This window comes from Niastella sp. sgz303648 (assembly GCF_059587045.1).
The window spans coordinates 18,503-39,452 of sequence record NZ_JCAPSW010000023.1 but is presented as its reverse complement, the minus strand read 5'-3'; the positions used below and the strand labels follow the sequence as shown (position 1 = coordinate 39,452).

The following is a 20,950-nucleotide window of genomic DNA, read 5'->3' as shown; positions in this document are numbered from 1 at the left end:
TAAACCGTCGTTTGTCTAAGAACCGCCGGCCTTATCCTGATTAAGAGGTAATTTCGAAGAGAATTATGTGGGCATGAACTACAACAAAGGCAATGTAAGGTTAACGGTTTTGTTCTGGCTGCTGTACTTTTTGTACGAATGGATAGGAGTTGCTTCTATTGCCAATGAATATCACCGTTACCTGATCAATGCATCGGTAATTGTTCCTATTGCCGGTTTGGCTACCTGGTTCACTACACAGGTGTTGATAAAACGGTATTTTTTAAAAAAAAGAAAAACCGCCTTCTGGATCGGCTTTATTGTTAGTGCGATAGTGTTTACACTCATTCGCCGTTCGTTCAATTACTATTATACATATCCTACTTATTATCCTGAAGGCAATTCGATGCCGTTTTTGTTTATTCCGAAAATTATTATCGAAGCCGTAAATATTTATCTGATCGTTGCTTTGTATACCATGTTTTATTTTCGGCGTGCCTGGTACGAACAGCAACGGCTGGCACAGGAGCTGCAACGCGATAAGGCCGAGGCGCAGCTTGAATTATTAAAGAGCCAGGTACAGCCCCATTTTATTTTCAATACGCTTAATAACATCTATTCACTATCGCTCAAAAACAATCCAAAAACTTCTGACCTTATTTACCGGTTGTCGTCGTTGCTGAGTTACATGTTATACGATAGTAAGCAGGAGTATATCCCTGTGAGTAAAGAAATGGAATACATACACAACTATATTGAATTGGAAAAAATAAGGTATGGCGAAAGATTGGATGTGGCCGTGAACTGTTTCGATGCAGTTGATTCTTTTAGTATTCCGCCATTTTTAATTTTACCGCTGGTTGAAAATAGTTTTAAACACGGTATCAGTAATAATGTGGGCAATAGCTGGATACGCATAGACCTTACAGTTAAAGAAGACTGGCTGACGGTGAAAATCGAAAACAGCCGGGTGGCAGAATCGCTGAACGGGCATGCCGTATATAAGGGTATCGGTTTGGAGAATGTTAAAAAGCGGCTGGAAATATTATATCCCGACAGGCATGAATTTAAATACCTGAGTGAAGGTCAGTCGTTTTTAACCGTATTAAAAATTAAAAAAGCGGTAAGGTGAAAATACAATGCCTGATAGTTGATGATGAACCTCCTGCCAGAGAGTTGCTTGCTTCATACATTGAAAAAATGGACGATCTGGAAATTCTTGGGCAATGTAGCAATGCCCTCGACGCATTTGCTTTTATTCAAAAGCATAAGGTTAATATTCTTTTTCTGGATATACAAATGCCGCGAATGAACGGGCTTGAGCTGATTAAATCGCTTCAGGACCGACCCCGTATTATACTCACCACCGCCTTTCGTGAATTTGCCGTAGAAGGTTTTGAACTCGATGTGCTCGATTACCTCGTAAAACCTATCTCCTTCGAACGTTTTTTAAAATCCATTTCAAAATATCACCAGTACAATGTATTAAAGCAACCGCCTGCCAGTGAAAATAACGAAGAAGCTTTTGAAAAAGCCTATATGTATTTTAAGGTGAATAAAGACCTGATTAAAATATTCCTGAAAGAGATCATTTATATCGAAAGCATTAAGGATTATGTGAAAATCGTAACCGCCGGCCGCTCGGTTATTACTTATCAGCGTATAGGTTATATGGAAGAAAAATTACCCGAGAACAGGTTTGTGCGTATTCATAAATCTTATATCGTATCGGTTGATAAGATCGTTAGCTACAATAATGAAGAAGTACATGTACAATCGTTTTCATTACCAATAGGAAGAAACTATAAGCAACAGTTTTTGAAATTGGTAGAGTGAGGTCGGAAAGTGGAAGTCTGAAGTCAGAAAAGCCTGAAAGTCGGAAAGTCCGAAAGAAAGATGTCATAAGGCATCTTTCTTTCGGACTTTCGGTCTTTTCGGTCTTTCGGGCTTTACTCGCACAGGCTTAGCAGATCTGTGCTATTGGTGCTGAATTGTATTAACCGAACTTTATTGGCTTTATTGAAATGTAGTACCAGTGTGCCATAGGACATTTGATACGCATCCCAGGTGGCATCTTTCATTTTCGGGTTCCCCAATACTTTAAATAAGCTTCCTCGAACGGCGCCTATTAAAGGTACGCTGAGCTTACCTTTAAAGCTTTCGTTGATCTCAACATAATCTCTTGTCGTGTAAAACGAAATGCCCTTGTCTTTATAAAATATACCTTCGCCGCATTTGGTACTATCGGTAGTGGTGCTGGTAAAGCAGGGAAATTTGCTTTTTATTTGTCCGGCAACCACATTTGGTCTAAACCCATTCACTTTTCCGTCAATAATGTCAACCTCAAAGGCGGGGCAGGTTACAGAGGCTCTTAACTGGGCCATAGAAACAGATGCCAGGCAAAGGCAACCAATAATTAAACTGATTTTTTTCATGTAAATTTTTTTTGGGTATAGCCCGTAGGGATACGGGTATTACTTATACATATACAAAATCCTTGCTAAAAATAGATTTTTACCGGTTCAAACCGCCCAAACTGCGGGTTTTTGAAGGAATTTTTTTATTGTGTTATTGCCGGCTTTCGTATATAAAAAAATGGAGTATACAATCAATTAATTTTACTTAAATTAGAATACTGTTAGCAACCGCCTGAACTTCCTCTTTATCCATACTTTAAGTCCGGCAACTACCTTCTATAACTGATCCACGGGCTTATAATCTGTATCTCATTTTGACTTGCCACATGAAAAAACTTAATGGCTGAAGCCAGAATCCCCCCCTTTCTGTACTGCTATGCAGCCGTATGCATACTGCTATTTATAACCTAAAATAACTGCTATGAAAGGATCAAACAGAAACTACATTTTTAACCTGCTCTTTTTTTTATTATGTTCACCCGCTGTATGGGCCCAGGTTACTACAGCAACGCTCAGTGGCATTGTAATAGATCCAAAAGGAAATGCATTACATGGGGCTACTGTTGTAATTGAGTTTCCCGATGCCGGTATTAAACAGGTGCTGGCAACAAAAGGTGATGGTCGTTTTACAGTTCCAAATTTGCGGGTTGGCGGTCCTTATAAGATAACCGCTACGTTTGTAAATTTTCAGCAAACTGTTATTGATAATGTTTTTCTTGAGTTAGGGCAAAACAATTCCGTTGACATTCAATTAGCCGAAAAGTCGGCCGAATTGGAAAAAGTAACGGTAACCGGCCGCTCAGGTATTATTGATAATAAACGAACCGGCGCTTCTGTAAACATCAGTAGCCGGTTGATACGATCTTTGCCTACCATTTCACGCTCTGCCGATGACTATCTTCGCTTAACACCGTCGGCTTCATTTACCTATAATGGTTTGTCGTTCGCCGGTCGTAACGGACAGTATAATAATTTTTCACTCGATGGCGCTGTTTTTAATAACCCGTTTGGGCTCGATGCACCAACGCCGGGCGGACAAACAAATGCACAGCCTATATCGCTCGATGCCATTGATCAGATACAGGTGAATATTGCCCCCTATGATGTAACCCAGGCCGGTTTTACCGGCGCCGGTATAAATACGGTAACCAAATCGGGTAATAATAATTTTTCAGGTACCGCATATGCTTTTTACAGGAACGAATCGCTGACCGGTTCAAAAATCGAAAAGAACAAACTGGTGCTGCCCGATCTGAAACAATTGCAAACGGGCTTTTCGCTGGGCGGCCCGGTTATAAAGAACAAGTTGTTTTATTTCGTAAATTTTGAAACCGAGCAAAGGAGTGATGAAGCATCATCGTACGTTGCGCAAAACAGCAGCAACGTTGGTAAAGCCAATACAAGCAGGGTGCTTGAGTCGGACCTGCAGTCGGTAAGTTCAATTTTGGCCAAGCGGTTTAATTACAATACCGGGCCTTATCAGCATTATACTCTCGATCAAACCAATTATAAATGGTTGATAAAAGCCGATTGGAATATCACCTCGGCTCACCGCTTGTCATTTACTTATAACGGATTGGATGCGCATAAAGATAAACCCGCCCACCCAAGTGCTATTGGTCGCCGCGGCCCCGACTTTACCACGCTTCAATTTCAAAACTCAGGGTACGAGATCGTAAATAAACTACAGTCGTTTGGTGCTGAACTTAAATCAAACTTTGGTAATAGCTATGCCAATAAACTCCGCGTAGTATACACTACATTCCGAGATAAACGCAATCCTTTTTCGACGCCGTTTCCTGTTATCAATATTACCAAAAACGGAATACGCTATATCATTGCAGGCCATGAGCCGTTTTCGATCAACAACCGTTTAAACCAGGATGCATTTCAGGCAACTGATAATTTCAATTTATTTTTTAAGAAACATACGATTACTGCCGGCGCTTCTTTTGAATCGTTCAAATTTGCCAACTCATTTAATTTAACAGGCTATGGCGCTACACTTTTTTCTGAGGCAGATATAAAAACATTTATCGACAGTGTGCCGGTTGGCGGTAATTATGTTTTTGGCGCTTATCCATTGGATGTAGATGTTGCTTATGCAAAAAACAGAGGCATAGCCGACCAATGGACCTGGTATTATTTAACCGTAGGGCAACTTTCGGGCTATTTACAGGATGAATGGCAGGCTACCGATAACGTTCGTTTAACGGTTGGTTTGCGCATGGATATTCCTTTTTACTTTAATGCCAGTTACCGTACGCCAAATATAAATGCTGATGGTACATTCAGCGGTACATTCACTGAAGGAGAACCAACTGTTGCCAATAAAGACAATCTGGTTTTGTTTGATGAAAACGGTAAGTCATTAACCAACGGTCCCGGTAAAGATGTGGATAACACCCGTCTGCCTTCTAAAAAACCGTTGCTTTCTCCACGTGTGGGATTTAACTGGGATGTAAAAGGCGATAAAACCATTCAGATACGTGGCGGCTCGGGTTTGTTTACCGGCCGTTTTCCGTTTGTGTGGTTAGGCAATCACATTGGCAACCCGTTCAGTTTTTTTTATAATGTAACCGCCAAAAATTTTAAATGGCCGCAGGTATGGCGTTCAAATATTGGTACTGATATTAAGGTTCCTTCCGGAACGATCTTTACAGTAGATGTCGCGTACACCAAAGATGTTAAGGGCATGATGGTACGCAATTATAAGCTGGGAACGCCTACAGGCACATTGAATTCGGGCACCGGTGATACACGTAAAGTATACCTTGCCGGCGATCAGGGTGCTAACAATACGTATGCATTTACCAATACCAGCGTGGGGTATCAGTTCAATGCTACTTTTCAGGCGCAGCAAAATTTTGGGAGAGGTTTTTATGCCATGTTCGGCTATAACTTTTTAATTGCAAAAGATGCCAGCTCTATTTCTGCCGAAATATCAAGCGATGCCTTTGACCGCAACCCCATTTTAAACAATTCAAATAAAGCAGTGCTGTCTCGTTCATTGTACGGCAATACCCATCGGTTTGTGGCGGCTTTTTCAAAAAAATTCAATTATGCCGAAAGATATGCCACTACAATTTCATTATTTGGCTCATGGAACTCGGGCAACCGGTTCGCCTATGTATACGGCGGCGATATAAACAACGACGGTACTTCTACCAACGACCTGCTGTATGTGCCAACCGATGCAGAAATAAATAATATGCAGTTTACACCTTTAACCGATGTAAATGGAAATGTGCAGAATGCTGCAGCACAACGACAGGCATTGAAAGAATATATCGCAAACGAAAAATACCTCAGCAAACACCGCGGAGAGTACACTGAAAAATATGCCGGGCAAAATCCATGGCTTAGCCAGGTTGATTTTCGTATTCTGCAGGATTTATTGCTGACAAAGAAAAAAGATAAAATCGTTCAGCTAAGTATTGATTTTGTAAATATTGGTAATTTGTTAAACAGCAACTGGGGCATTGTTAAATATGCTACTACTTCGGGATATTTTCAACCTTTGTCGGTTGCCTATAATGGCAATGCACCCACTTACCAGTTCGATCCTTCACTTAAATCAACTTTCACGGCCAGTCCTGATTTGCCATCACGGTGGCAGATGCAGGTTGGTTTAAGGTTTATTTTTTAGCTAAGAGCACAAAAGAAAAAAGGAGATAGCTAAGAGCATAAACGGCTCTTAGCTTATTTTTTTTCTCACCCGCCACAACCAAATCAACCCCGGTAAAGCGAACCCGCTAATAAATAATACTGTTGCATAATCAACTTTATTCGTCACTGCATTCAGCAACTGCATGGCAAGCGCCAGCAACGAAAGACCTAAACCTGCACCCAGGAAATACGACGTGGTACATATACCCGCTGCTACGCCCTGCTGTGTAACGGGGATATCACGAATAGCCAAAGCCGTTAAACTGGGATAACAAACCGACATGCCGCTGCCGGTAACACAGGCTATTGATAACAAAACCAGCCAGATATTATGGTGATATATTATGGCCGTCATCAGCAACAGCGCGCCGGTAAGCATAAGGCCCATGCCCAGGATGCCTGTTTGTAAAACCGTCATTTTTTTGAACAACGCCGGCACAACATAGCGCGACACTAAAAAAGAAAGCATGCTAAACGGAAATAAAAGCAAACCCGCTTTGGCAGCGCTGTAGTGCATATTTTGCTGTAATACCAGCGACAGCAAAAACAGGTAGCTTAGGAAAAACGCGCCTAACAAAATAGTGATCGCGTTACCGGTTATAGTGCCTGTATTGCGAAACATCGATACCTCAATCAATGGTTGTTGCTGTTGCCGCTCCCTGCGAATGAATAACCAACTGCCGGTTGCAATAACAATTACAAAGAATAATAACAACTTATAGTTGTTTGAAAAATCGGGCAGGCGATGCACCACATACGATACTAATACAATAATTAACGTAAGTAAAACGCCTGAAACGAAGTCGGGTAAATGCTGGTGACTGCTGATGATATCTTTATCGATGTAACGGTAAGCCAAAATCAGCGCAAGCGTAATAACCGGTACATTTATGAAAAAGATCCACTGCCAGCCAAGGTAAGTAGCCACTACACCGCCCAGCGCGAGACCGCATCCTGAACCAATGGCAGCAAAAGAACTGAATATACTTAATGAGCGGTTGCGTTCTTTGGGTTCGGTAAATGTATTGGTAATGATCGACAGTGCCGAAGGCATTACCATAGCCGCTGCCAAACCCTGCAACGCTCTGAAAATAGTTAAAACAATAAAATTCCACGAAAGCCCTGCACCGAGAGAGGTAAATAAAAAGAGGCCGCAACCGGCCATGAATATTTTTTTACGGCCGATAGTATCGCACATCTTTCCACCTATGATCAAAAAACCTCCGTAGAATAAAACGTACACGGTTTGTACCCATTGAATGCTTTCGGCTTCGAGATGAAATTGCTGTTGCATTAAAGGGATGGCCAGGTTTAGGATGGCGATATCAAGCGCCTCGAAAAAAATGGCTGTTGATGCTACTATTAAAATGACCTGTTTCCTGCTCATCGGGACCTCTGCTTTTGTTCTATACAAATCTAATTAAATGATATTTTGTACTATTTAAATAAAATAAAATAGAACAAATGATTAAATTTATAGCATAAAATAGAACAAATTCAATCTTTTGATATGGGAGCGCAATCGAAAACAGAACAAGCGGCAGGAACGTCATTTTCACTGGATGAAAAAGATTTTGCCATTCTGCGATTATTGCAACAGAATGCAAGGTTAACCGTTCGGGAAATCGCGGCTAAAGTTCATTTAAGCGCAACGCCCGTTCACGAGCGCATTAAACGCATGGAGGCAACCGGCGTAATTAAGCAATACGCCACCTTGTTAGATCATCGTAAAGTGAAAAAAAGCATTATGGTCATTTGCTATGTATCGCTTAAAGAGCATAGCCATAAAATAGGCATGACGTTTATTGAAGCGGTAACCGGTTTTAAAGAAGTGCTGGAATGTTACAATGTATCGGGACAATTTGATTTTATGCTGAAGATTGTGGCAGAAAGCATGGAAGCTTATCATGATTTTTATGTGAACAAATTGAGTGAGGTGAAAGGGATCAGCCAGATGCAAAGCATTTTTGTAATGGGAATATTAAAGGATACACATGAGTTATTATAAATTATCTTCATTTCTGTAATACGATCCGGTGTTTTTTTACTGTTAAAAAGTAAACCGGCATAAGGGTTATTGTTATGTAAGCTGTATAGAACATAATGCATGTCTCATGCATGGGTATCTATAATAGTTTGTTTAACCGGTATTATAATTTTTAACATGTAAAACCTTTTCTATGAATCATGTTTACCACCGGATAAAAAGAAGCCTGTTTCTTTTTTCCCTGTTATTTGCACAATTGATCATCAGTTCATTTGCGGGTTATGCAGGTATGCCTGAGCCTGGCCGGACTACTACTGCTGTAAAGGATACAGCGTTGGGGCCTGTTATTTTTTCTTTCACACCTGCCAGTGGTACCAAAGGAACCAGGGTAGTTATTTTTGGTTCGCGTTTTACGGGTACAACGGCCGTTCGTTTTGGCGGTACATTGGCCGCATCATTTGCCGTGTTATCCGACACGGCCATTTTTGCATCTGTTGGATCGGGGTCAAGCGGCAATGTTTCGGTAACAACACCGAATGGCACGGCATCAAAAGCCGGCTTTGTATTTATTGCTACCGATACTTCATCGCCGGTAATCAGCTTCTTTACGCCAACCAGTGGTCGCAGAGGTACTCCCGTTGTCATTATCGGTTCACATTTTAACGGAACAACAGCCGTTCGATTTGGTGGTACATTAGCCGATACATTTTTCGTTGTATCCGATTCAGCCATATTTGCGCGGGTAGGGGCAGGCTCAAGCGGAAGTGTAGCCGTTACTACTCGTTTGGGAACCGGCAGCAAACCCGGCTTTACATTTATAAGAGATACAACGGGTACCGATACTGCAGCGCCGGCTATTTATAATTTTACACCTGCAAGCGGCCGTAATGGAACTGTGGTAACCATTGTTGGTACACGTTTTACGAAAACCACAGCAGTTCGCTTTGGCGGCACGCCGGCCAAAACATTTGCCATTCAATCTGATTCGGTGATATTGGCGGTTATAGATACCGGTTCAACCGGAAGCATATCTGTTACCGCACTCAATGGTACAGCAAGTAAGCCCGGCTTTACATTTATTCGCGACACAACCATCGTTGACACTGCGGCGCCGGTTATTGTGTCATTTACTCCAACCTTTGGCAGCAAAGGGACTGTGGTGACTATTTTTGGTTCACATTTTACACAAACAACCGCTGTTCGGTTTGGCGGCATCCCAGCCGATTCCTTTGCCATTCAATCTGATTCTGTGCTATTTGCAATTGTAGATACTGGTTCAACCGGTAATGTATCTGTTACCACGCCTTATGGCACTGCCAGCAAATCGGGCTTTACCTTTATACGCGATTCAACTATAACCGATACAGCATTGCGGGCTTTTGCCATCAACGCAAAAGGTAATATTAATGAGGCGGTAATTTCCAAAACAACTGTTTCATTATATCCCAATCCAGCATCGGCCTGGTCTATTATTACGCATCCTGCAACACCGCATCCGGCAAGGGTACAATTGGTTGATTTAACAGGTAAAGTAGTGCGAACGGTTAATATAGGCAGTAATACGGGTCAAACAAAAATCAACACAACCGGTTTGGTAGCGGGCATATATAAAGTGATATGGAACAATGGCGCCAAAAGCGTAACACAAACTCTACTGATTAAATAATAAGTTAAATAATAAAAGGAACCGGTTATACAAACGTCCCGCTGTAAAGCGGGATTTTTTATTTGGTACCATATGTGTGTTGCAATGTGAACGCAGGATTATGTGACTTTTAATTTTTTATATTTTTTGATATAATTTCTTTTCTATTTGCTAATATTACAAATAATTCACCCTGCCGGGTGGTTAACCGAAACACTTTGTAAAGGAACAGCAATTCTCTCCTCCAGGCAACCAGAAAGTAACAAGGGAAATATTGGTTCAGAAAGTATACCTATATGGCAAATGCCGTAAGGGGATTCTTTTGCTGTTTACTTACTGATAGTACCTAACAACGTAAAAACCTATTCCATGAATCATTTCTATCGCTTCCTCAAAAAAAATCTTTTTCTGATTGCTCTTTTTTTGTCACATTCTCTTTTTGCCCAACCGGTAATTAATTCATTTAATCCAACATCGGGCCCTATTGGAACAAGTGTTATCATTACCGGCACCGGTTTTAACACAATGGCCGACAGTAACATTGTTTATTTTGGAGCGGTGAGGGCTGTTGTAACAGCCGCGTCTTCAACGTCATTAACTGTTACGGTGCCTTTGGGTGCTACCTATAAGCCGGTTACTGTAACCACTAACCATCTTACAGCTTATTCGCAGTTACCGTTTAGTGTAACATTTGCCGGCGGAGGATATGCTTTATATGCAACTTCTTTTTCTTCTAAAACAGATTTTTATGCGGGCAATAATCCTCGCAGTATTGCCATCGCAGATCTGAATGGCGATGGTAAACCCGATGTGTTTGAAACTAACCAGGGCGATTCCACGGCCACTGTTTTCAGAAACACCGGTTCACCGGGAACCATCTCTTTTTATAGTGAAATGGTTGTTTTGGGTTCAAACCCCTATGGTGTAGCCACCGGCGATTTTAATGGCGATGGTAAACCCGATGTAGTTGTTACAAATTTTAACAGCGGTAATGCCAGTTCTATTTCGATTTTAAAGAACACCAGTACAGGCAATGCAATTTCATTTGCACAACGAATAGATTTGCCAACCGGTAACGGATCAACCACAGTGAGTGTAGCCGACATGAACGTCGACGGCAAACCCGATGTAATAGTTTCAACCGGTAATTCAGGCATTATTTCTGTTTTCCTTAATAACAGCAGCGGCGATTCTGTTGCATTTGCTCCCAAAGTTGATTTCAGCAATCTGAATCATGGCGAGATAGTTGTTGGCGATCTCGATGCAGATGGAAAACCTGATGTAGTGCTTGCTAATTTCTCAGGTGGCAGTATGTCGGTTTTACGAAATACAAGTACAGCCGGTAATCTTTCTTTGGCGGCTGCTATAAGCTATACCGCAGGTACCAATCCTACAGGCGCCGCTATAGGTGATTTTGATGCAGATGGCAAGCCTGATATTGCTGTAGCCAACTATGGTTCCTCAACCGTTTCGTTATTCAAAAACCTCAGCACCACCGGGAATATTTCTTTTGCTGCCAAAATTGATTATGTTACGGGTACAAATCCACGTAGTATCAGCGCCGGTGATTTAAATGGTGATAATAAACCTGAAATTGTTATTCCCGCTAATTCACCAAGCGCCGCTTCGGTATTCAGAAACATCAGTTCGGGCGACACGCTTGCCTTTGATAACCGGGTTGACTATGTAGTTGGCTATGACCCAACCAGCGCGGCTATTGGCGATCTTGATGGTGACGGCTATGCTGATTTAACCGCAGGCAATAACTATTCGTTGATATCGGTGTTTAAAAATGCAGGAAATAAAGCGTACATAACTTCTTTTGCTCCGGCTACTGCAGATAGTGGAAAAGTGGTGGTCATCAGGGGAAATAAATTTACCGGCGCTACTGCTGTTAGCTTTGGCGGTGTACCTGCATCTTCATTTATAATTAATTCCGATACGGTGATTAGCGCAACTGTGGGAACCGGAGCAAGCGGCGATGTTACCGTAGTTACTCCTAATGGTACTGTCAGCAAATCTGGCTTTACCTATATTGCACCTGCGATTCCTGTTATAACCAGTTTTACACCCACAAGCGGAGACCCTGGAGCTAATATAACAATACTGGGTTCCCATTTCACGGGAGCTACAGCTGTTCGTTTTGGCGGTACACTGGCCGATACATTCTTAATTTTGTCCGACACAAATATTCTGGCAGTTATAGCAAATGGAGCCAGCGGCGATGTAACGGTAACTACACCATTTGGTACCGCCTCCAAAGCGGGTTTTACATTTATTCCAATAGATTCTACCACTATTCCGGTAATAAATTATTTTACACCAACCAGTGCGAAAACCGGAGATCACGTATCGATATACGGCACACATTTTACCGGGGCAACGTTTGTTAACTTCGGAGTTACCGTGGCCGATTCGTTTGTAGTTGTTAATGATTCAACGATCGATGCAGTTGTTGGATCAGGATCAAGTGGCAACGTGATTGTAACCACGCCTTATGGCACTGCAACGAAGCCGGGCTTTACATTTATTAATAATGATTCCCTTCAACCGGTTATTACCAGGTTTAACCCAACCAGTCAGCAGGTTGGATTTGGAGTGGTTATTTTCGGCGTACATTTTACCGGAACAACGCAGGTTAGTTTTGGCGGTACATCTGCTACCAGTTTTACAGTGCTGTCTGATACAGCTATTGGCGCCATTGTAGGTATTGGAAGCAGCGGTAATGTAACCGTTACTACGCCGCATGGTATTGCCACAAAATCGGGCTTTACCTATATACCAACAGATACCACTCCGCCTGTGATTAGTTACTTTACACCAACAAGTGCATCAGCCGCTGCACGGGTTACCATTTTCGGATCGCACTTTAACCGTGTACGGTATGTTAGTTTTGGAAATGTAAATGCGATCAGCTTTTCGGTGTTGGGCGACTCCCTGATTTATGCAACGGTAGGCGCAGGGGCCAGTGGCGATGTTAAAGTAACCACCTTATTCGGCACTGCTGTAAAACCGGGCTTTACGTATATCCAAAGCGATTCAGCACCGCCTGTTATCAGTTACTTTACGCCAACAGCGGCAGGCAGAACTGCCCTTGTGAATATTTTCGGCAGCCACTTTAAAACAGCAACTTCGGTTCGTTTTGGCGGCGTTCCGGCCTATAGCTTTACAATTGCTTCCGACTCGCTGATCTACGCCCGGGTAAACTCAGGTGCAAGCGGTAATGTAACTGTTACTACTCCTTTTGGTACCGCAACAAAACCCGGCTTTACGTATATTAACGTAGATTCTATTCCTCCGGTTATAAGTTCGTTTACACCACTCAGTGGTAGTACCGGAACAACAGTAACTATTTTGGGTGCTAATTTTACCGGTACGCTGGGCGTTCGTTTTGGAAATATAGCTGCTGCTGCATTTTCGGTTATAAACGATTCAACCATTTCAGCAACGATAGGATCGGGTGCAAGCGGCAATGTATCGGTTATAAAAAGGTATGATACCGCCACATTGGGAGGATTTACCTTTATTGTGCCGCCGGTGATCACTCTGGTAACGCCTGCTTCAGGCCCGGTGGGAGCTACTGTTACAATCTTTGGCCGCAATTTTAAACCGGCAGCCGACAGCAACATCGTTTATTTTGGAGCTGTACAGGCTGTTGTAACTTCTGCATCCGATACGGTAATAACGGCCATTGTGCCTAACGGAACAACCTATGTACCGGTTACGGTTACCACCAATAACCTGATGGGGTATTCAGCCTATCCGTTTAATGTAATTTTTGCCGGAACAGGATTTAATGCAAATTCTTTTGCTTCGAAAGTTGATTTTGCAACAGGTGCTTATCCCCGACATGTTGCAATGGGCGACCTCGATGGCGATGGAAAATCAGACCTGGTTGTTGTGAATAACAACGACAGCACCATTTCTGTATACAGAAATACCGGATCAGCAGGAGTGTTTTCATTTGCTCCGAGGGTTAATTATAAAATAAATGCAACTCCTTTTTATGCAACGATTGCAGACCTCAACGGAGATGGTAAACCAGAGGTTATTGTATCTGGTTATAGCAATAATTTAGTTTTCATTTATAAAAATAACAGTACCGTTGGAACCATCCGGCTTAATACACAGCTTGGCCTGATTACCGCCGCAAATCCTGAATCTATTTCGGTACGTGATCTGAATGGTGATGGAAAACCTGAGATCGTAACTGTAAACAATAACGGCAACAATGTATCTGTATTTAAAAACAACAGTACTGCTGCCTATATTTCTTTTGCTGCGAAGGTTGATTTTGCGGTAGGCAACTGGCCTTTCATCGGAACTGTTAGTGATTTGGATAATGATGGCAAACCCGATATCATTGCTCCGAATTATAACGATAGTTCCATTTCGGTATTGAAAAATACAAGTACAGCAACAACAATTTCATTTGCCACCAAAGTAAATTATACAGTAGGCATAAATCCGTTTCACGTATGCACGGGCGATTTAAATGGCGACGGTAAGCCCGAAGTTATAGTTGCCAACAGCGCCTCAGCCTCAATTTCGGTTTTCGGGAATAACAGCGATAGCAGTGGAATTGTATTGGCGCCAAAAGTTGATTATGCAACAGGCACCACGCCGGTGTATGTTTCAATAGCCAACCTCGATGGTGATGGCAAACCCGATGTGGCAGTGGCAAACTTTCATTCAAGCACGGTTTCGGTGTATAAAAATACCGGCAGCAACGGAACAATTGCACTGGCGTCAAAGGTTGATTTCGTAACCGGTACTTTGCCGCGTACGGTGGTGGCTGGTGATCTTGATGGCGACGGTAAGCCTGAAATGGTTACTGTGAACAGTATTTCAAATACACTTTCGATATTCAGAAACCTGCTTTCAGATTCGGCAGCAATTATGTCGCGGTTATTTACAACTGCTGATGCAAATGCCGCCAATGATTTGTTCACGGTGTATCCAAACCCTGCGTCGCAGTTTACTTTAGTGAAGCATCCTGTAACAAACACCAATGCACAGGTGCAGCTGGTTGATGTTACGGGCCGCCTGGTTAGAACCATTATCCCGGGCAAAAATGCCGTGCAAACCAAAGTAGATGTGCAGGGCCTTGTTCCCGGTGTGTACAAACTGGTATGGAGCGATGGCGCAAGAACGCTTACCCGTACGTTACTGGTTAAATAATAATTGGGTGAAATAGATAGCTTTTATAATTTAATGCCCCGCTGAACAAATTTAGCGGGGCATTTATCGTTTTAATGAAAAAGCGTTCACATGAACACAAATAAAAAATTGTTAGTTTAACATTGAACACCGCTAAACATAATCAAAAGAACCAATACACCTGCAACCGGAAGCATTGCCAATGCAAAAGCGATCCAGTAGCCCGGCTTGTAGTTTTTATCACTACTATACTTCAGGAAAACTAAAATAGCTGTATAAAATAAGATAACCCCTATTGGGAATGAGACATCTTCACCCGAAAATCCTGTTGCAGCCATATACAACATTATTGCTGCTGAAATAATTATGGTTGTATATTTTATTGCAGATAACATTTGAACGATGGTTTTGTGTAATTTCACATAGGGCATTAAATATATAAACATAAAATATAAATTCCTATAGATAAAGCTGGTCAAAGTATGATTTCGCTTACAACCTATACGCCGCAAAAAATAAAACATATTGTCAAATCGATGTGGTTGTTGCAGGTTAATACGGGTAGTTTTAACACCGGTGGCGAATGGTATGAAGAGGACATCATTCCCGATGCGCATCATGAAATTATTTTTCATGTAAACGGCCGTGAGGCAAAAAGGCAATCGGCCGATGAGGTATGGATTAAGGAACCCGGTGCTTTTATTGCCGGGCAAACGGTAACAAGTTATAAACTCCGGTTACAACAGGGAGCAAAGTTATATGGTATCAGGTTTTATCCCCATACATTGTATGCCTTGTCAGGCACTCCTTGTCATTTTTTAAATGATAAATTATTTTCAGTAAACGATGTTTTTAAAAAAGCTGAGTTTCACCGGTGCATTACCGAAGATGCGCAGCAAACCTTTTTGAAATTCGAGCAATTGCTGGTTAAAAAACTATCCTCTGCTAATTATCATTCAGCAAGCTATATCTATGTTCAGGCAGCCATTTCAGCCATATTAGCTCAACATGGAAATATTGCGGTTGATGAGCTGATCAAAAGAACCGGTATTTCAGGAAAACATCTCGATAATTTATTTGAAAAGTATGTTGGCCTGGGACCGAAAACCATCAGCAGAATTGTTCAGTTGAATCATTTCATATCTTATAAAACAAGCCGGCCGCATAAAACCTTAACCGAAAGTTCGTACGAGGCAGGTTATTACGATCAGGCGCATTTAATAAAGTCGTTCCGCAGTTTTACCAATACTTCTCCGTCGGAATTTTTTAAAAAGGCCGGTAGCCTAAATGGTTTCTTTGCTCAGTTATAAGCAGTTCAGTTTTTTACAATTTTACGATATGCGGGCAGATTAATTTTGTTGCAAAAAAGAATGAAAGCTTTTTTGGCCGCCCTTATTTTATTGAGCAACGCTGTTATAGCACAAAACAATATTGCCCAATTCGCTGTATGGAAACCCAAAGATGGTTTCAATAAGCAATTTGAAAATGGTTATAAACAACATTTGCAATGGCATAAAACAAATGGCGATACCTGGAGCTGGTATGGCTGGTACATTATATCGGGGCCCCATTTCGGCTATTTTATTGACGCTACTTTTGACCACAGCTGGAACGACTGGAATACCCCGGTAAACCCGGCCGGCGACAGAGCCGATAACGATTTACATACCGTGCCTTTTGGCGAATTTCAAACTGCTTATAAAATTGAAAAATTACCAGAACTGAGTTCGGCAGACAGTACAGGATTGCGATCGAAGTTTTTGCGAATGATAACTCTTTCGGTGAATGATGTGCCGGCCGCACTGAAAGTAGCGGAAAAACTAAAAAACAATTACATACAATCCGGCATTAAAAATTTTCAAACGTATAAAATTATTGATGGCGGTCCTATAAATGAATTGATAATACTGCTTGGGTTTGCTGATTATAACGAATATGGTAAGACAGAACATTTGCAGGAAGATATAGGAGCTGTTGAAAATTCATTAAAGATAAAAGTAGTAACCGGCATCATTTCCGAAACGTTATTATTTCAACCCGGAATGAGTTTGTTGGCGCATTAAAAAAAGGGTGAGTCATCTGCCAGCTGGCGGATGACTCACCCTTCGCCTGTTTAACTTATTTATTATTGATCGAAGTCGGTTGATGTTGCCAGTTCTCTTACGGCATTCAAATCATGTTGCACTGATTTTATTTTGGTGTCTGCCAGCTGATAGGCATCTTTTCCGAGAAATAAGTGAAGTGGGGGTTCTTTCTGTTCGGCCACTTCAATCATTACGGCAGATGCTTTATCGGGGTCGCCGGCCTGGGTGCCATGAATAGTATTCTGGTGAACCTGTTCAATTTCACGTACGAGTTGATAATCGGCAATTTGATTTTTAGGAACACCCAGCGATCCTGCGTCTAAGAACTGCGTTCTGAAATAACCGGGCGAAACAATGGTTACTTTAATACCAAAAGGTTTTACTTCGGCCGATAATGATTCCGAAAATCCATGCATGGCAAATTTGGTAGCCGTATAACTTCCAAAGCCCGGAAATAAACCGGTAAATCCACCGATGGAGGCTATGTTGAATATATGTCCTGATTTTTGTTTGCGCATATAAGGCAATACTTTACGAATTACATTCAATACGCCGAATACATTGATATCGAAATTTTGCCTTACTTCCTCATCGCTTAGTTCTTCTAAGCTACCCGTTAAACCATAGCCGGCATTGTTAACCACTACGTCAATGGCGCCAAAACGGGCAACAGTTTCTTTAATGGCTTTTTCAACACTGCTTTCATTTTTAAGATCAACAGCCAGCGACAGCAATGCAGTATTGGTACCTACTGCTTTTTCCAGCTCCTGTTTATTTCTGGAGGTGGCAGCTACCTGGTATCCTTCTTTCAATAATTTTTTAACAAGCGACAATCCAAGTCCTTTTGAAGCGCCTGTAACGAGCCATACTTTACTTTGCATTTTATTTAATTTTTTAAATGAATACTGTTTGATTTTGATAACTCAAAGTTACGGGTGCGATTAGCCTGTATTGTTATCACTTTCAAACAGATACTTGTATAATTCAAATACACTGCGATGACTCGATGGTTTGATTGTTTGATGGATTGGTTAAAAATAAAACAGGCGGCTTTTTCAAAACCGCCTGTAATGATTTGTATAAGCCAATTATTAATTTCTGAATGCCGAAGGGGTCATGCTGGTTTGTTTTTTAAAGAAGTGGTTGAAATGGGCCGGCTCTTCAAAACCCAAACAATAACTGATTTCTGAAATATTCCAGTTGGTATGTTTTAGCAATGCTTTTGCTTCACTCGCTAACCGCTCGAAAATATGTTCGGTAGTGGTTTTACCGGTAGTAGTTCGAATAGCGCGGTTTAAATGATTTACATGAACCGAAAGCTGTTTGGCAAAATCGCTTGCCGAGCGGAGCGTAAACCGTTGCAAGGGTGATTCAATAGGAAATTGCCGTTCGAGCAATTCGGTAAAAACAGCCGTTATTCTTGCATTGGCATCGGTATGCTGATAAAGTGTTTCAGTAGGTTGCATTTTTAAGGTATAATGCACCATCTCCATTATAAAATTCCGAATCAGGTCATATTTATACATATAATCTGACCTTATTTCGCTGAACATTTTTTCAAATACCTGGGTTACATATTTATCCTGCTCTTTGTTCAACGAATAGCTGGGTTTATTACCCGGAACAAACATGGGAAGATCTTTTATACCTCCGCGAATGCGTTCAGTAAAAAAGGCCTCTTTAAATATGCAGAAAAACCCTGATGGGTTTTCGGTTAATGTTTGAAACGTATAGGGTACATTAGGATTAAAGAATATCAGCGTTGTTCCTGATACTTCAATTGTTTTGTCGGCATAATGGTACAGGTATGATCCCCGCATTAATGAAATCTTGTAATAATCCCTGCGGGTATATTCTACAGGGGTTTTTCCGGGACCAACGCAATCTTCGAGTCTGAACACATTGAAATGGCCAATATCTTTCTTGAGGTTTTCTGGCAACCAGTTCATCTTTTGCCGATAAAAATCCTCGAGGGTTTCAACTTTTGCCATAAAACTGAATTTTAATGATTGTTTAATTTACACTACCTGGTGGTTACTGCTGTTCCCTGTAAAAAATATAACCTCCATGAAAAAGTGTGTCGTGGCCCATAAAGTCACCGGTGGCTGTAAATCCTGTATCATCCCAGTATTTAATTGCTTCGCCTGTAATTTCATAACGGCCGGTGTAGGCGCTTTTTTTTGTACCCCGCGCTTCATCGTACCGGCCATTTGGCAACAATTGCTGCCTGATGTATCCGTCGGCTGTTACCCACATTCCTGTGTATTTATGCTGGTTCATATTAATGTTGTTTTGAATCAGGCGCTGCCGCCCCTATTTATTTACCAAATTTACTGCCCAAATACCCTGGTTTGTTTATACGAATCAAACGGAAACTTGCAAAATTCAAACAATAGAGAATTACGGGAATATTTTCCGAAGTGTCCCATGACGGTTTTCGGGCATTCTTTGTATTTTTCAACAATAAAGTAACCCATGACAAACACTATTACCTTATTCAGACCTGTAGGTCCTAAAGAACTGGCTTTAATTGAACAATTGGGATGGAAAAAATTTCCTCCACGGCTTTCCTGGCAACCAATATTTTATCCGGTAATGAATGAAGAATATGCCATTCAGATTGCCCGCGACTGGAATGTACCGGCATCAGGTTCAGGTTTTGTGACCCGGTTTTCGGTCAATGCCGACTATTTGAAAAAATTCGAAGTGCAAAATGTGGGTGGTGAAATTCATAACGAACTGTGGGTGCCGGCCGAAGAGTTGGAAGAATTTAATAGTTATATTGTAGGATTGATTGAAGTAACAAAGTCGTTTTATCCTGCCGCTGAAAAATAATCCTACACTACAGTGCTCACCCCTCTTTTAATAATATTCTCAACTGCTAAAATCTGACTGATGTATTGGGTGGTATTATTGAGCCTGTCGGTATTTTCGTATGCCTGCCTGAGCGATTGCAAACAAACAATTTGTTCTTCCCAAACCTCTTCTTCGGGGTATCGTTGAATTTCACTTACAATTTGCTCAAGGCATTTGATCACTGCGGCGTAATATCGCTTTGCATGACTGGTTTGCCCGGCGGCTTCTTTGGCCCGGCCGGTTTCTATCATATCGGGCCCCAGCGTGTAGGGATAATGATTCATGATCGAAAGCGTAATGCCGCATTTGTATTCCAGCACTTCGGCTTTGCGTGTTAAATCATTGGTTTGTTCAAAAAACAAAGCAAGCGGTTCGCACCATTCCCGTATCGAAGCGCCGCCTGTCCAAACATATCCCGCAATACTATTATTGGGATAATTGCCTGCGCCGCTGCTTACCTGTTTGGTGAGATCGCTTAATATATCGAGTGTCATTTGTTTTACAGTAGCTACCTGCGAACCAAAATACCCGTTGTAGTGAAATACGAATAACAATCGTATCAGTTCGGCAAAATGGTCGCTACCGTTTTTATTCAGCAATAACTTTATTTGAGGTGGTTTTGTATCGGGGCCCGAAGAAAGTATATCAAGGGCCAGCTGCAATAAAGTATGATCGTCGTTTGTTTGGGGCTTCTTTAAAAATCCCCAAAACGGTTTGTGCTGAACAAGCATCCTGTTCAAAATGGAAGTTCTTGCATATTCAAGCCGTTTGTCTGCAATAGCCTGCCAGATGTGTTCATTTTTACTGTCGGCTAATAAACTTTTTAAAATAGTGCCCATTAGCTGAATTTAAAAACTCTGGAATATGTTTGATTTCTTATTGCAGTTTGTTTCCGGTTCGGAGAGGTAAGGGAGGTTGCAATGTGCTGCGAAATGAATCTTCTCTAAAATAACACTTTGTTGCTTTTTTAAAATGCTTTTTTTTAGATTGTGAATAAGTTTACACTAACCATATGTGATACATAACTGTTTTATTGGGTTATTAAAATCGCCTGTTTTGAATGATGACCCCTGATTTTTAAACAGAAGCTTCAACTATATCTCCATAAATCATTTATTGACCTGTTTGCCCCCCTTTTTTGAAATTTCACCCC

General features: G+C 41.5%; 16 protein-coding genes. 9 read left to right on the top strand and 7 right to left on the bottom strand.

The features are described 5' to 3' along the window. Window positions 1-73: 73 nt before the first annotated feature. Window positions 74-1,111, top strand: coding sequence for a sensor histidine kinase (locus AC59IL_RS35615; protein WP_496557028.1), 1,038 nt, complete (start codon window positions 74-76; stop codon window positions 1,109-1,111). Then, complete coding sequence (locus AC59IL_RS35610; RefSeq protein ID WP_496557027.1) at window positions 1,108-1,815, top strand: LytR/AlgR family response regulator transcription factor; 708 nt, start codon at window positions 1,108-1,110, stop codon at window positions 1,813-1,815. Before AC59IL_RS35615 ends, AC59IL_RS35610 begins: the two co-directional genes overlap by 4 nt. Before the next feature lie 113 nt (window positions 1,816-1,928). Here AC59IL_RS35610 and AC59IL_RS35605 read toward each other — a convergent pair whose 3' ends face one another. Continuing rightward, window positions 1,929-2,414: a hypothetical protein gene (locus AC59IL_RS35605; protein ID WP_496557026.1), complete on the bottom strand. Its 486-nt coding sequence runs from the start codon at window positions 2,412-2,414 to the stop codon at window positions 1,929-1,931. Window positions 2,415-2,817: 403 nt separating this feature from the next. Between AC59IL_RS35605 and AC59IL_RS35600 the strand changes: the two genes are divergently transcribed. After that, window positions 2,818-6,045, top strand: a complete 3,228-nt coding sequence (locus AC59IL_RS35600; protein ID WP_496557025.1) for a TonB-dependent receptor — start codon at window positions 2,818-2,820, stop codon at window positions 6,043-6,045. 48 nt (window positions 6,046-6,093) lie between these two features. Here AC59IL_RS35600 and AC59IL_RS35595 read toward each other — a convergent pair whose 3' ends face one another. Continuing rightward, window positions 6,094-7,452: an MFS transporter gene (locus tag AC59IL_RS35595; RefSeq protein WP_496557024.1), complete on the bottom strand. Its 1,359-nt coding sequence runs from the start codon at window positions 7,450-7,452 to the stop codon at window positions 6,094-6,096. 123 nt (window positions 7,453-7,575) lie between these two features. Here AC59IL_RS35595 and AC59IL_RS35590 point away from each other — a divergent pair, with 123 nt between their 5' ends. The 3 genes from AC59IL_RS35590 (at window position 7,576) to AC59IL_RS35580 (ending at window position 14,878) form a co-directional block, all read left to right on the top strand. Then, window positions 7,576-8,073: an Lrp/AsnC family transcriptional regulator gene (locus tag AC59IL_RS35590; protein ID WP_496557023.1), complete on the top strand. Its 498-nt coding sequence runs from the start codon at window positions 7,576-7,578 to the stop codon at window positions 8,071-8,073. Window positions 8,074-8,245: 172 nt separating this feature from the next. Continuing rightward, window positions 8,246-9,718 carry a T9SS type A sorting domain-containing protein gene (locus AC59IL_RS35585; protein ID WP_496557022.1) on the top strand — a complete coding sequence of 491 codons (1,473 nt, stop codon included), beginning with the start codon at window positions 8,246-8,248 and terminating at the stop codon, window positions 9,716-9,718. Between the two features lie 348 nt (window positions 9,719-10,066). Beyond that, window positions 10,067-14,878: an FG-GAP-like repeat-containing protein gene (locus AC59IL_RS35580; RefSeq protein WP_496557021.1), complete on the top strand. Its 4,812-nt coding sequence runs from the start codon at window positions 10,067-10,069 to the stop codon at window positions 14,876-14,878. A 116-nt stretch (window positions 14,879-14,994) separates the two neighbouring features. Here the strand turns inward: AC59IL_RS35580 and AC59IL_RS35575 are convergent, their stop codons facing one another. Then, on the bottom strand, window positions 14,995-15,252 hold the full coding sequence (locus AC59IL_RS35575; RefSeq protein ID WP_496557020.1) for a hypothetical protein: 258 nt from the start codon (window positions 15,250-15,252) through the stop codon (window positions 14,995-14,997). Between the two features lie 87 nt (window positions 15,253-15,339). On the opposite strand from AC59IL_RS35575, the gene AC59IL_RS35570 reads away from it, so the two are divergent. After that, window positions 15,340-16,167 (top strand): DUF6597 domain-containing transcriptional factor, encoded by an 828-nt coding sequence (locus AC59IL_RS35570; RefSeq protein ID WP_496557019.1) that lies wholly within the window; start codon window positions 15,340-15,342, stop codon window positions 16,165-16,167. A gap of 60 nt (window positions 16,168-16,227) precedes the next feature. Continuing rightward, window positions 16,228-16,920: a hypothetical protein gene (locus tag AC59IL_RS35565; RefSeq protein WP_496557018.1), complete on the top strand. Its 693-nt coding sequence runs from the start codon at window positions 16,228-16,230 to the stop codon at window positions 16,918-16,920. A 62-nt stretch (window positions 16,921-16,982) separates the two neighbouring features. Here AC59IL_RS35565 and AC59IL_RS35560 read toward each other — a convergent pair whose 3' ends face one another. The 3 genes from AC59IL_RS35560 to AC59IL_RS35550 form a co-directional block, all read right to left on the bottom strand. Further along, a complete protein-coding gene (locus AC59IL_RS35560) occupies window positions 16,983-17,822 on the bottom strand; it encodes an SDR family oxidoreductase (RefSeq protein ID WP_496557017.1) in 840 nt (279 codons plus the stop codon). Window positions 17,823-18,032: 210 nt separating this feature from the next. After that, complete coding sequence (locus AC59IL_RS35555) at window positions 18,033-18,932, bottom strand: helix-turn-helix domain-containing protein (RefSeq protein ID WP_496557016.1); 900 nt, start codon at window positions 18,930-18,932, stop codon at window positions 18,033-18,035. A gap of 43 nt (window positions 18,933-18,975) precedes the next feature. Then, a complete protein-coding gene (locus tag AC59IL_RS35550) occupies window positions 18,976-19,221 on the bottom strand; it encodes an Atu4866 domain-containing protein (protein ID WP_496557015.1) in 246 nt (81 codons plus the stop codon). Between the two features lie 195 nt (window positions 19,222-19,416). On the opposite strand from AC59IL_RS35550, the gene AC59IL_RS35545 reads away from it, so the two are divergent. Beyond that, the gene (locus AC59IL_RS35545) at window positions 19,417-19,776 is read left to right on the top strand and encodes an ADP-ribosylation/crystallin J1 (protein WP_496557014.1); all 360 of its coding nucleotides are present in this window, start codon (window positions 19,417-19,419) and stop codon (window positions 19,774-19,776) included. A gap of 2 nt (window positions 19,777-19,778) precedes the next feature. On the opposite strand, the gene AC59IL_RS35540 is transcribed toward AC59IL_RS35545, so the two are convergent. Continuing rightward, window positions 19,779-20,636, bottom strand: coding sequence for a hypothetical protein (locus AC59IL_RS35540; RefSeq protein ID WP_496557013.1), 858 nt, complete (start codon window positions 20,634-20,636; stop codon window positions 19,779-19,781). Window positions 20,637-20,950 lie beyond the last annotated feature (314 nt).